Annotated in this window: 12 protein-coding genes and 1 pseudogene; 7 read left to right on the forward strand and 6 right to left on the reverse strand. The window is 65.7% G+C overall.

Features of this window, described 5'->3' with window-relative positions:
• Window positions 1-121: 121 nt before the first annotated feature.
• Window positions 122-870 (reverse strand): IS5 family transposase gene (locus FHS96_RS25730; protein WP_429598649.1). Its coding sequence is split into 2 segments (ribosomal slippage): window positions 122-537 and window positions 537-870, totalling 750 coding nucleotides; the frame shifts between segments, so codons are not numbered across the junction.
• Window positions 871-947: 77 nt separating this feature from the next.
• Between FHS96_RS25730 and FHS96_RS25735 the strand changes: the two are divergent.
• From FHS96_RS25735 to FHS96_RS25750, 4 genes and pseudogenes are all read left to right on the forward strand, one after another.
• Window positions 948-1,367 (forward strand): annotated as a pseudogene (locus tag FHS96_RS25735) (hypothetical protein); the annotation flags it as partial.
• Window positions 1,368-1,431: 64 nt separating this feature from the next.
• On the forward strand, window positions 1,432-1,659 hold the full coding sequence (locus tag FHS96_RS25740) for an antitoxin MazE family protein (protein ID WP_429598651.1): 228 nt from the start codon (window positions 1,432-1,434) through the stop codon (window positions 1,657-1,659).
• A complete protein-coding gene (locus FHS96_RS25745; RefSeq protein WP_429598653.1) occupies window positions 1,656-1,979 on the forward strand; it encodes a type II toxin-antitoxin system PemK/MazF family toxin in 324 nt (107 codons plus the stop codon). The genes FHS96_RS25740 and FHS96_RS25745 overlap by 4 nt, the downstream gene beginning before the upstream one ends.
• Window positions 1,980-2,122: 143 nt before the next feature.
• Window positions 2,123-2,503 (forward strand): hypothetical protein, encoded by a 381-nt coding sequence (locus tag FHS96_RS25750; protein WP_429598655.1) that lies wholly within the window; start codon window positions 2,123-2,125, stop codon window positions 2,501-2,503.
• Window positions 2,504-2,769: 266 nt separating this feature from the next.
• On the opposite strand, the gene FHS96_RS25755 is transcribed toward FHS96_RS25750, so the two are convergent.
• A complete protein-coding gene (locus tag FHS96_RS25755) occupies window positions 2,770-3,945 on the reverse strand; it encodes a mandelate racemase/muconate lactonizing enzyme family protein (protein WP_429598657.1) in 1,176 nt (391 codons plus the stop codon).
• A 111-nt stretch (window positions 3,946-4,056) separates the two neighbouring features.
• Between FHS96_RS25755 and FHS96_RS25760 the strand changes: the two genes are divergently transcribed.
• Window positions 4,057-4,890 carry an IclR family transcriptional regulator gene (locus FHS96_RS25760; protein ID WP_429598659.1) on the forward strand — a complete coding sequence of 278 codons (834 nt, stop codon included), beginning with the start codon at window positions 4,057-4,059 and terminating at the stop codon, window positions 4,888-4,890.
• Between the two features lie 7 nt (window positions 4,891-4,897).
• Here FHS96_RS25760 and FHS96_RS25765 read toward each other — a convergent pair whose 3' ends face one another.
• Genes FHS96_RS25765 through FHS96_RS25775 form a run of 3 tightly spaced genes read right to left on the reverse strand, consistent with a single transcriptional unit; the run spans window position 4,898 to window position 7,787 of the window.
• A complete protein-coding gene (locus FHS96_RS25765; RefSeq protein WP_429598661.1) occupies window positions 4,898-5,635 on the reverse strand; it encodes an SDR family NAD(P)-dependent oxidoreductase in 738 nt (245 codons plus the stop codon).
• Window positions 5,632-6,546 carry a 2-dehydro-3-deoxygalactonokinase gene (locus tag FHS96_RS25770; protein ID WP_429598663.1) on the reverse strand — a complete coding sequence of 305 codons (915 nt, stop codon included), beginning with the start codon at window positions 6,544-6,546 and terminating at the stop codon, window positions 5,632-5,634. Before FHS96_RS25770 ends, FHS96_RS25765 begins: the two co-directional genes overlap by 4 nt.
• Window positions 6,543-7,787, reverse strand: coding sequence for an MFS transporter (locus tag FHS96_RS25775; protein WP_429598665.1), 1,245 nt, complete (start codon window positions 7,785-7,787; stop codon window positions 6,543-6,545). The genes FHS96_RS25770 and FHS96_RS25775 overlap by 4 nt, the downstream gene beginning before the upstream one ends.
• A gap of 82 nt (window positions 7,788-7,869) precedes the next feature.
• On the opposite strand from FHS96_RS25775, the gene FHS96_RS25780 reads away from it, so the two are divergent.
• A complete protein-coding gene (locus tag FHS96_RS25780) occupies window positions 7,870-8,739 on the forward strand; it encodes an SMP-30/gluconolactonase/LRE family protein (protein WP_429598667.1) in 870 nt (289 codons plus the stop codon).
• An 87-nt stretch (window positions 8,740-8,826) separates the two neighbouring features.
• Complete coding sequence (locus FHS96_RS25785) at window positions 8,827-11,685, forward strand: glycoside hydrolase family 2 TIM barrel-domain containing protein (RefSeq protein ID WP_429598669.1); 2,859 nt, start codon at window positions 8,827-8,829, stop codon at window positions 11,683-11,685.
• A 161-nt stretch (window positions 11,686-11,846) separates the two neighbouring features.
• On the opposite strand, the gene FHS96_RS25790 is transcribed toward FHS96_RS25785, so the two are convergent.
• Window positions 11,847-12,794, reverse strand: a complete 948-nt coding sequence (locus FHS96_RS25790) for a dihydrodipicolinate synthase family protein (RefSeq protein ID WP_429598671.1) — start codon at window positions 12,792-12,794, stop codon at window positions 11,847-11,849.
• Window positions 12,795-12,803 lie beyond the last annotated feature (9 nt).

The following is a 12,803-nucleotide window of genomic DNA, read 5'->3' on the forward strand; positions in this document are numbered from 1 at the left end:
CCTCAACCTCTTCGCTCAGCCACCGCCGCGGCGCTGCCCCTACTGTAACGAGCGCCTCACGAACCCAGTGGTTATAAATGTGCCAAAGTAGTGCTAGGGGCTCGACTCATAACGCCGTACATCAGATCCGCGTACAAACGAGCTTGATGGCAGCAAGATAGTTGTCGGGACAGCGGTCATATCGAGTTGCGATGCCGCGGAAATGCTTGATCCGGGCGAAGAAGCGTTCGACGAGATTGCGCTGTCGATAGAGCCATGGCGAGAAGGCGAAGCGCTCCTTGCGGTTGGATCGGTTGGGAATATTGGCCCAGATGCCCTTGTCCGCCGCCTGTTTGCGGATGGCATTGCTGTCATAACCTTTGTCACCCAGGAGGGTGGCGCCTTCCGGCACGACCTCGATCAGTGCCGGGGCTTCCCGGGCATCATGAACCTGGCCACCGGTCAGTCGCAGGCTGACAGGACGTCCCTCAGCGTCGACAAGAGCATGGAGTTTGCTGGTAAGGCCGCCCCGGGAACGTCCCATGCGACGATCTCCGGATCCCCCTTTTTACCCGTCGCCGCGTGCTGGTGAACGCGTACGCAGGTGGAATCGATCATGACCAGTTCACCGTCGAAACCCGCGGAAACTGCTGCCAGCAGCCGGTCCCAAACTCCGGCTTTGCGCCAGCGAACGAACCGGTTGTAGCAGGTCGTCGGCGGCCCATAGCGCTCCGGGATCTCCGCCCATGGCGAGCCGCTCCGGAACCGCCAGAGAATGCCGTTCAGCACCCGACGATCATCAACTCGTAGAACGCCACGCGGCTTGTTCGGCAACAATGGCTCGATGATCGTCCATTCTCGATCCGTCAGTTCGTACCGTCGCCGCGCCATTCAACCTCCTCGTCAACGAGGAGGCTGAATCACGCACACGGCCAAAGCTCAAGCCGGTTAATGGGTTTACGGCCTAATATCCTTTGCGAGAATGGGGCTGGACCCGCGAGCGGAGCGTTGCTCGCATTATCGAAGCGGGTTTGCCCGTGCCGCCCAAAAGCTCATGTTTCTTCTGCGGGGGCGATCAAGCCGGCCGAGGTGCGCGAACTGCCGGCGTGGTGCCTTCGTCTCATCGTGCTGATCGAAGCACGCGCTGCGCCGCGGCTTCACACCGTCGAGGGCCTGTGGCGTCGGTCTACCCGTTCGAAGCCAGGGCGGATCATTTCATCCGCGCGGAGCGATTGCTCTCGCCAGAGGAAGTCGACGACATTTGGCGGAACGCGCCCACCGAACTGATCCGCTTCCAGGATGCCGCAGCGCTGATCCCGGTGACCGAGCGGCCGACGATGGAAGAATGGATCGCCGACTTCAACGCCGGCAGGTTGGCGGCTGGATGAGCCACATTGGCCTTTGCAATGCCAGCCAGCATGATTATGTTACATGTAACGAAGGAATGTCGCCATGGCTACGCCAGTCACTGATCGGGTTCAGAAGCGCAGGGACGCGCTCCGCGCCGCCGGACTCCGGCCAATCCAGATTTGGGTACCTGACACGCGTCGACCCGGATTTGCGGAAGAATGTCGGCGTCAGGCTCGCGCTGCCGCGGCTGCGGATTCGGCGGATCGCGAGCTTGACGGTTTCCTCGATGCGGCGCTGATCGATCTCGACGATCGCGATGACGACGCGTGAGGCGCGGCGACCTGGTGACGATCGCACTGCCCGACGACTTCGGTAAGCCTCGGCCCGCCCTGGTTGTGCAGGCGGACCAGTTCGGAGAAACTGGCACGATCACCCTGCTGCTCCTTTCATCGACGCTGGTGGAAGCGCCGCTGATCAGGATCCCGCTCAACCCGTCGGCTGACAACGGCCTGCGACGCCCGTCTCAGATCATGATCGATAAGGCGATGTCGGTGAAGCGCGACAAGATCGGTTTGCCATTCGGCCGAGCCGGCGCTGAAGTGATGCTGCAGGTTTCAAGATCGCTTGCACTTTTTCTTGGAATCGCATGACCGAACCGGGCAGTGACGCAACGGACCGATCGCCGCACACGCCTTCAACCGCACCAGAGCTTCGCTAGAGGCTCGTCGAGCGCATCAACCGATGGAACGTTGGAGACTTCCTCGAAGCCCACCGACGACCTGACGGGAAATACATGGCAGTCACGCCGAGCGAATATCAGATGTCACTGCACGTGCTGGCGAAGATTCAGGACGGCAGTGATCCACGTGATGCCTCTGCGGCGCTGATCGCGGACGTTGTCACTCAACGTCTGCAGAGCCACCACCGGCCATCGATGGAAGCCGTCGACGACGACACGAGGCTCGAGATGCTGATCCGCCTCGCCCCACAAGTCATCTCGATGACATTGGCTGACGACAGTCCGATAGATGTGGACGTCGGCATTATCCAGACGATGACCGACGATCTCGTCAAGCTTGGCATCAGAAGTTTTGCTGAGCGCTACAACAACGCAGTTTTGATCAAGATCTGGGATGACATCGAGCGCCGGACCACATCACCCAACGCCGAGTAGCCACGGCCGGGAGATCACGGAAAATACAAAAATCGCCCGGCGGATCAGATGGACGCGTTGCGGCACCATCGTCCGCTATTTCGGGAACAACGTCCACTGTATCGGGTGCGGGTCATCGCTGAGCGGGACGCGAGCCGTAAGTTCACTGTTTCAGGAAAACCGACAAGCGCGACAGCCAGGCGTCCAGTTCTATCCGATAAAATTTCTTATCGGACGGAACTGCACGCAGCAGTTCAGGGTGATGTCGGCACGGCCGGCGACGAGCGTCAGAGGCGTTCCGCACAATCCCAGAATGCGGCGCCTGGCGTGACACCGATGCCCGGTGCCTCGGGCACGGCATAGCTGCCTTGGGCGCATTGCAACGCCCCCCCCAGCAAGGTTGCGGCCTCGTGGAACAGGCTGTGCTGATATTCGTGCCAGGGCAGAGACAGCAATGTGGCCGACGCGTGCAGGCTGGCGGCAAGGAAGATACCGGTACCGATCGTCGCATGCGGAGCGATTTGGGCGTGATGCGCTTGAGCGTAATGCGCAATTCTCAGGAACTGGGTGATGCCGGTGTGGCCCATTTCCGGCTGCACGATTGATGCCGCGCGCGCGTCCAGTCGGGCGCGGGCGTCAAACACGGTCCGCCATTCCTCGCCGGCGGCGACCGGGATCGGCGATCGGGCGGCGACTTCTGCGAGGCCGGCGACATCCTCTGTCTTGCACGGCGCCTCGATGAAGCTGACGCCATAGGGCGCAAGCCGCCCGGCGAGCGCGATCGCCTCTGCCGGTGCATACATCCAGTGGCAGTCGACCATCAGCGCGATGTTCGGGTCGAGCGCGGCGCGCAACGCTTCCACTTCGCGTTCCACCCCGTCATGGCTGACCACCGCCGCGATCTTAACCGCGCCAAAACCGCGATCGACGAAGTTACGCGCCAGATCGACGCGCTCGGCCAGCGTCGGCCGCGGCAGGCCGGAAACATAGGCCGGGATGTGGGTGCGGTGGGCGCCACCGAGCAGGCGATGCAGCGGTTGTCCGGCCAACTGCCCCACCAGATCCCACAGCGCGATATCCACCGCCGCCAGTGCGTCCAGCCAGAAGCCGCCGGTATAGCCGCGCACGCGCATCAAATCATAGAGATCATCCCAGATTGCAGACACGTCGAACGGGCTGCGCCCCGCAATCATCGGCACGATCACATCCTCGATCAGCGCGTGGATGACGCGTGGCGCGACGAGACCATAGGTTTCGCCCCAGCCTTCCTTGCCCGACGTCAACGTGACACGCACCACGACGGAGCGCATCTCGGCTGGGTAGATCGTCCGGTTGCCGCGGCGAACGAAATAGCCTTGCGCGTTGACGCTTTCGCCCGGTCCCAGCCCGCCGAGATAGGTCTCTCGTTGCGGAATCCGCACTGCGAAGACATCGATCGTGCTGATACCGTCGGTGCTGGCCATGATCTCTCCCCTGCTTCTGTCCTAGGACTATATGGCTTATATAGCAACAAAATGATCGTTTCCCCTACGCTATTCTTGGACTGCTGGGCGAAGCCGCTATAAAGCTTCACCATGACAGCAACAGATGAGAGAGAATCGGGATCGGCGGCGAAGCGGATCCGGAGCGCCAAGGCGGGGGCCCAGCCCAATCAGAGCCTGATCGATGGCATCACCGTGCTTCAGGCGCTGGCGATTTCGACCGAGCCGGTCGGGTGCCGCGAGGTCGCCCGGCGCGTCGGGCTGGATACGACGCGGGTCAATCGCCTGCTCAAGACGCTGACTTATCTCGGCATCGCGCGGCAGACGCCCAACCGGAAGTATCGCGCGGGCGCGGGCATGACGGTGCTCGCGGCGCAGAGTCTGTTCGCCTCGGGGCTGCTGCGTCGCGCGCTCCCCGCGCTCGAAGGGTTGCGGCGGTTCGGCCATACAGTGGCTATGGGCGTGCTGTGGCGCGACAATGTCAGCTATCTGTTTCATGCCCCGCCGACCATGCCGAGCACCGATGCGCTTGGCCGTATCGGCCTCTATCCGGCGACGCGTGGCGGCATCGGCATGGCGCTGCTTGCCGCGCTGGAGGATGATGAGGTGATCGCCACCTATGACGGGCGCGACATCCCCGGCTATGCCAGCCCGGATGCACTGCTGGCGGCGCTGCACAAGGTCCGTGCCGATGGCCATGCGCGTCTGCGCGTGAAGGATGAGCGCGAGCAGCATACGGTCGCGATCACCGTCGGCCAAACCAGCTATGCCGCGATCGGGCTGTCGGGTTGGATCCCCGAGGAAACTATGCCGTTGCTGCTCGACGCGCTGCGTGATGCCGCCGAGGATATCGGACGCCGGAATGTCGAGGATGTAAGCGCGTTCGAGCCGCTCGATCCGGCATTCGACTATCGCGTCGCGGTGTGAAGCCCACCTAGCGCCGGGTGATCGCGGCACCGCCGTCGATCAGATAGTCGACGCCGGTGATCCAACTCGCCTCGTCCGAACAGAGGAACAGCGCGAGCGCCGCGACGTCCTCGGGCGTGCCCAGCCGTCCAAGCGGGTGACGCGCGATATTGGCTTGCCGCGCAGCCGCCGCGTCCTCGGTTCCGTCGAAACTGCGTTGGAGCAGTGGCGTGTCGATCGAGGCGGGACGGATCGCGTTCACGCGGACATTGTCCGGGGCGAACTCCAGCGCCAGGGTGCGGGTCAGGCTGTCGATTGCCGCCTTGGACGCGGCATAGGCAGCGAGCCCGGGCGTCGCGAAGGTGGAGTTGACCGATGACAGGAATAGGAAGTTGCCGCGCCGGCGCGCGCGCATCTCCCGGCCGAATAGCGCGGCCAGCTTCACCGCCGCCCCGACATTCACCGCGAACATCCGCTGGAGGAAGGCGGCATCGGTCGCCTCGCTCGCGCGACGGTCTCCGATGGCGGCGGCATGGACGACGATGCTTGGCACGATCGCTCGCCGTGCGAGCGTGGCGGCCAGCGCATCGATTGCGGCCTCTTCTCCGAGATCGCACGCGAGCGCCTCGCTGCCGCAGGTGGGCGGGCTCAGGTCCACCGCGAGGACACGGCACCCCTCCGCCTCGAAGGACCGCGCGATGGCGCCGCCGATCCCTCCGCCGGCGCCGGTGACAAGTGCGACATGACCGTCCAGCCGTCCGCTCATCCACGCTGCTCCGCCGGCGCGGACAGTTGCGCGGCAAGCATGGCGAAGCCGGCGGCGGTCAGTGCATCATCGTCCAGCAAAGTCGCTGCGATCCCGTGCATCCGGAGCGCTCCCACGAAAAGCGGCGCGACGGCCGGTGCGCCCGTCACCAGACATGAGCCCGCATTGCGGTCAATGCCCTCGCGGATATCGGCGCCGATCAGGACGCCCCACAGATAGGCGGAGGCATCCGCCGCGTCCAATATGTCCGCCTGCACCGCGGCGCGGGCGGAAAAGAGCAGCCGCGCGAGGCCGCCGCCCGCCGCGCCCAGCGTCACGCCGCGCGCGAAGGCCGCCGATCCGCCGTCTGGCGCGTCGCGCATAAGCGGACTGAGGATCGTGCCGTGGGCGATGGCGCGGTGCAGTTCCACTGTCATCGCGCTGTGGAAGTCGGTGATGCAGCCGTCTGCAAGCCGCAGCCATTTGCCATGCATGCCCGGCACGCAGACCAGGGTCGCCGCGTCTCGCCCGATCCGTCCGAGCGCGCCGACCGCCGCGATTTCCTCGCCCCGCAGCACATCGGGGTCGCCGAAGCGCGTGCGGCAGAAAAGGCCGGGAAGGATGTTGACCGGGTGGCCGGCGATGCGATCCCGCCATGCGCCGCGCGCGATGGCGCTCGCGCTGGCGGGGCAGGGGATCCGCGCCACCTCCGTCCAGCCGAGCGCGGATCCGATCATTCCGCTCAGCAGGATGCCGCCCCGCGCGCCATCCGGCCATTGGTCGGCGAGCGTGGCGATCCGCTTCGCGATCGACGCACGGTCGAGGTCGGCCAGCCGCACCTCTTCCTCCTCGGTCGCGCGAACGGACTGGTCCTCGATCAGCCGCGCGCGAAGGCGCGCCGTGCCCCATTCGATCGCGAGGATCGGCATCATGCCAGCGCCTCGCGCGGCGCGGCGCGGTTTGCGATCGCCAGCCAGGCGAAGACGAGGCCCAGAGGATAGGCGATGGCGATCACCAGGAACATCGGGCGATAGGTGAGCGTGGCCACCAACTGGCCCACCAGATAGGTCGATCCCATCGTCACCAGCCCGGCGACGAGATTGCTGATCGCCAGCCCTTTGCCCACCTGGCGTTCGTCATAGAGATCGACGAACAGCGCGGTCTGGTTGGTCACCCAGGCAGTGTGCGCCAGCGCGACGACCGCGCCGAGTGCGATGCTGATCCCGACCGCGGGCGCAAGCGCGTTGAGCGCGCCCACCGGCGCGACCAAGGCGACCATCGCCATCACCGTCACCCTTGCGCGTGCCGGCGCCATGCCGCGTCGTACCAGCGCGCCGGACAATATGCCACCCAGGATCGCGCCAACCCCGGCCGCTGCATAGACGATCCAGCTCAGCCGCCCCATCGCCGCGATGCCAAGGCCGCGCTCCTCGACCAGATATTTGGGAAACCAGAAGAGGTAGAAGAACCATACCGGGTTGGTGAGCGCATTCGCCGCCGCGATCGTCCAGACCGGGCGGGTGCGCAGCACCGCCAGCCATTGTCCGGCATCAGGGGATGGCAGTGCTTCCGGAACATTTTCAGTCAGCGGAACGGTGCGCTTCTGCCTGAACAGCAGCATCCACAGCGCGAACCAGCCGAGGCCGACGAGTCCGGTCACCACGAAGGTCCAGCGCCAGCCGACGCTGAGCAGCATCGCGGTAATTGCGATCGGCGCGAGGGCGGCGCCGAAATGCGCCGAGGAGGAATAAATGCCGATCGCCAGCGCGCGTTCGCGCTGGGGAAACCATTGCTGAACCAGCCGTGGCGAGGCGATCCAGCCGCCAGCCTCGGCGACGCCGAGCGCGAAACGCGTCGCCGCCATGTGCCACACCGTGGTCGCCGCGCCGGAGAGCATCGTCGCCACCGACCACCAGGATACGAACAGCGCCATCGCGCGCCGGCCGTCGATCCGGTCGACGATCCACGCCGAAATGATCCCGCCACTCATATAGGCGGCGAGGAAGGCGTTCACGAGCAGCGCATAGCCAGCATCGTCGACCTTGAGATCTGCCTGGACATCGCCCGCCATCAACGCGAGCGTCTGCCGGTCGAGATAATTGAGCCCCGCCGCGCCCGCGAGCATCGCCACGACAACCCAGCGGAATCGCGGCCATGACGTCCTGAGCTGCACCCTCTGCTCCCCGCTGTTCGTCTTCTCGATCGACGATGCTAATGCAATTTGCAATTATAGCAACACACATATGGAGATCGGGATGACGGTGAGCGGGGCGAGTTTTGTTCGGTTTTGGGATGTGGGGGCGGAGTTGGGGGAGTGTCCGACGTGGATCGCGAGGGAGGGGCGGTTGGCGTTCGTTGATGGGCCGGCGCGGCGTTATCATGTGCTGGATCCGGATAGAGGGGCGCTGACCAGCATCGGGTTCGACAATCGGGTCGGATCGGCGGCGCCGGCGCGGGGCGGGGGTGCGATCGTTGCGTTGGCGGACGGGCTGGCGCGGGTGGCAGCGGACGGCGCGGTGCGGCGCATCTCTTCGTCGGTGACGGACGGGGTGTTCTTCAATGACGGGAAATGCGATCCGCGCGGGCGTTTCTGGGTGGGATCGCGGTCCGAGGCGGGCGCGAGCGGGGAGGGGGCGCTGTTCTGCCTCGATGGTCATGGCTCGATCAGGCGCGAGGGGGAGGGGTTCGACATCTGCAACGGGATGGGCTGGAGCCCGGACGGTCACAGCTTCTACCTGATCGATACCGTACCGCGCATCGTCTATCGCTATGATTTCGATATGGAACGCGGCATCGTCGGCCCGCGCCGGGTGCTGCACCAATTCGACGGCAGCCGTGGCAAGCCCGATGGGATGGCGATCGACGCTGAGGGGCGTCTCTATTGCGCGATGTGGGACGGGGCGGGCATCGCGATACTCTCGCCGGATGGTAAGCTGTTGGGTTGGATAGATATTCCAGCGAAACGGCCGACAAGTTGTGCCTTCGGTGGCGCCGATCGACGCACCCTTTTTGTCACCACGGCAACCACCAAAACGCCCCCTGATTTCTCTCGTTCTCCCCCCGCCGGCGCGATCCTGGCCTATGCCTGCGCAACACCCGGACTGACCGTTCCGCTCTACGGCTGACCCGGGACATATATCTATCTTAGCATCAATATTGACGGCCCGTTCGGCCGCCTATAGGCACGGGAAAAAGACAGTGCGGAGGCGAGGATGCGATCGACACCCATAATTTCTGCGACGGCCCCCTCCCGGCGCGAGGTACTGGCGCTGGGGGCGGTGCCAGTGGCGCTTGCGGCCGGCGGCGCCGGCAGTGCCATCGCGGCGCCGCCGCGCGTCAGCCGTTCGGCGACGGCCGCGCAGCATTCGCTGGATGGCATCTGGAAGTTCCGCATCGATCCCTATTCCCAGGGTGTTGCCAATGGCTGGTCGGCGCCGTCGCTCGACGAATCGGGCTGGGAGGACATCGCCGTCCCCGGCGTGTGGGACATGCTCAACCACCATGCCGACTATATTGGCGAGGCCTGGTATCGCACCAGCTTCGCGACCGAACCGGCATGGGCGGGCAAGCTCGTCCGGCTGAAGTTCGACGGCATCTACAACCATGCCACGGTCTGGCTGAACGGGCGCGAGATCGGCACCAACGATATGGGCTATCTGCCCTTTCACATCGATCTCGCGATGCTCGCCCCGGCGGGCGGGCGCAACCAGTTGACGGTGCGGGCGGACAATCGCTTCAAGCTGGGCGCGGTGTGGAACTGGGGCGGCATCCGGCGCCCAGTGACCCTCGACGTGACCGCGCCGTCGCGGATCGAGCAGGTGCGGATCGTTTCGGTGCCGGATCTTGCCACCGGCCGGGCGCGGGTCCGCGTGGATGCCCGCGCGGTCTGCCACGCCGCGCTCGATCCCGGGCTCACCGCGCGACTGACGATCCGCAGCGGCGGCGTCGCGATCTGGGAATCTCCGCCCGACGAACCGGCGAAGCGTGCGGGGAAGGAACTGGATTTCACGTTCGAAGCCGATCTCTCGGCCGAACAGGTGCGGCTGTGGCACTTCAATGCCCCCAACCTCTATGAAGCGGACGTCGTGCTGATGCGCGGCGAGGCAGCGGTGCACGCGCTTGCCGACCGCTTCGGCATTCGCGAGGTGCGGGTGGACGGCGATCGCCTGCTGCTGAACGGCGAGCCGGTCCGCGCGGTCGGCTTCAATCTCGTGCCCGAGGATCGCCGCACCGGATCGGTGCTGCCGGCGTCGCGCATCCGGGCGGACATCGACCATATGAAGATGCTGGGCGCCAATATGGCGCGCCTCTCGCATCTCCCGCTGCCCGGTGAATTTCTCGACTATCTCGATGAAGTCGGGATGCTCACGGTCGACGAGGTGCCGATCTGGGGCCAGAACGCGCTGGTCGATGCAGAATCGAAGGTGGCAGCACGCTGGCTCGAACGGCTGATCGACACCCACCGCAACCATCCCTCGATCATCGCTTGGTGCGTCGGCAACGAAATCGGTTTCTACGACAAGAATCCGGGCGTGAAGGGGTATGTGCGCACCGCCATCGCGCGCGCGCGGGCGCAGGACCCGAGCCGCATGGCGATCTATGTGACCCATTCGGCAGCGCGGCAGGCCGACGACCCCGTCCAGTTCTGCGACATGATCCTGATGAACGCCTATGGCGATCTTTCTGAGGGGATCGAGAAGACGCGCCGGCTCCACCCCGGCAAGCCGATCTTCCTGTCCGAATATGGCGACAGCCTGGATGGCGAGGATCCCAACCGCGCCCGCAACATGGCCGACACCTTCCTGAAGCAGATGCGTGGGCGCCCCTATGTGATGGGCGGTTCGCTGTGGACCTTTGCGGATTATCGCAGTTCGTGGGCGGGCGGCCCGGGCAGCCCGCCGACCGCGCCGTCGCAGAACCGAAGCTGGGGCGTGCTGACTGCCGATCGCCGGCCCAAGCGCAGCTATTACACCTATCGCACCGCCCATGCGCCGGTCCGCGAATTGTCGGTCGCGCCGCAGGCAGATGGCTGGGCGATCACCCTCGCGCCGCGTGCGGCGGACGACCTGCCCGCCTATAAGCTGCGCGGCTGGCGCCTGCTGTGGCGGGTGCTGGGGGTGGTGGGTGAACCGGTCGATGCCGGCGTGCTCGACGTGCCGGCGCTCGACCCCGGCGCGGCCGCAGTCACGCTGAGGACGGCGGCAGCGCGCCGGGGCGCCGCGTTCGCGGTCGATCTGGTCGATCCGTCCGGCTTTTCGGTGCTGACGGTTACCCGCAACCTCCAGCCGCCGGCGCCGCCCGCGATCCGCGCCGTCCACAGCTCTGCGAAAACGATAAGGGCGGTGTTCGATCGGGTGCCGCGCGCGGAGGATTATGTCCTGATCTGCAGCGGCCCCGATGGCGAGACGCGCTCCGCCCCGACGATCAATGATTTCGCCGAGATCGGCGACCTGGTCCAAGGCAAGTCCTACAGTCTGCGCCTCGTGGCGGTGAATGATGCCGGCGAAAGCGGGCTTTCCGCAGCAGTCCGGGCGACCACCAATCATGAGGTGCTCCCGCCCGTGGTGTGGGCGGTCGAGCCGGCGAACGGTGCGATCATCGTCCATCACGCGAGCGAGGGAACGGACTATCTCTATGACGTCGAACTGACCGAGGCCGGGGGTGCCTCCCGCGTGGTCAGCGCCTCTACGCGCGGGACGACGCGGATTCCGGGCGTGACCAACGACAAGGCGTATCGGCTGCGGATGCGACGTTGCAACGGGCTGGGCTTCTGGAGTGCATGGACGGCCCCGATCCCGGCGATCGCACAAGGGGTGGGCGGACTGCCGGCACCGGCGCGCGGTTTCGTCGTCGCCATGCCCGGCGGCACGATGCTGGCGTTCGATCCGGTGGCGAATGCCGCGGCCTACGAGGCGAAGCTCGACGGCCGGACGGTACGGATCAATCGCTCCGCCTCGGGCATCGCGCTGCTCGCCGGCGCGGCGCCGGGGCGCGTTTCGTTGCGTGCGATCGATGATCATGGTCAGGCAGGGGCGGCGGTTGAACTGCGCCGGCTGGGGGGCGAGGTTTAGGGTGCGGCCGTTCGCCTTAAGAGTCCGCTTAGCTTGGCGAAGGCTCGTATCGATGACGGATGGTCGCCGCACTTTGCTCCAAATGCGTCATCCCGAACTTGTTTCGGCATGACGACATAGGCGGACAGCGAGGCACTCTGCCTTGAAGCTGGAATCCGCATTCAGAGGTTAAGATTGGCGGGCGATTTGCCCTCAGCCGACGCTGACCCCGGCACGCGATCGAGTGGCAGCAGGTCGCCCAGCCGCGTGAGCAGCGTGTCGAGTTCCGCTCGGTCCTGCCGGTCCAGCGCCGGGCCGGGCGCGCGGACATGGTCGCTGGCGATCAGGCCGCGGCGCATCAGCACGGCCTTGGTCAGCCGCCAGCGGAAGATCGCTTGCATGCTGAGCAGGGGCAGCGTGCGTTCGAACAGGTCGCGGGCGCCGGCTTCGTCGCCGGCTTCGAACCGCGCCATCATCGCGACATGCAGTTCGGTGATTTCGCAGGCGGGCATCGAGCCGCGCGCGCCGCGCAGCAGTTCGTCGATCAGATAGCGTGCGCCGGCGCCGCCGAAGACTGCATCGAGGCTGTCTCCGGCGAGATTGGTGAGTCGCGTGATCCGCTGGCCGGAGGGCGCCGCCTCTTCCTTGACGTAGCGAATGCCCTCGACCGCGCGGACGAGTTCGGCGACGCGTTCGAGCGGCAGGCCTATGCCCATCGGTGCCGGGGCATTCTGCACCATGATCGCGATCCCGGCTTGGGCATGCACCGCCGCATAGAAGCGCGCCATCGCCGGAATGTCGCCGGCGAGATCGCTTGGGGTGAGGATCATCGCCGCGGCGGCGCCAGCGGCGGCACCGGCGCGGGCGAGGGTGATGACATCGTCCTGCTTCGTAGCGCTTGCGCCGATCACCAACGGCACGCGACCGCCCAGCCATTCGCCGACCCGCGCGGTCAGGTGCATCCGCTCGTCATGGCTCAGGCAATCATATTCGCTGGCGAGGCCGGGAAACACGACACCCGCCGCACCCGCCGCCACGACATAATCGAGCACTGTTTGCGTGCCGCGTTCGTCAATGGCGCCGTCCTGGCCGAAAATCGTCGGCAGGACGGGCATGATGCCCTTCAACATCCTGTGAAC

The organism is Sphingomonas zeicaulis (assembly GCF_050433225.1).
Lineage (GTDB): Bacteria > Pseudomonadota > Alphaproteobacteria > Sphingomonadales > Sphingomonadaceae > Sphingomonas_D > Sphingomonas_D zeicaulis.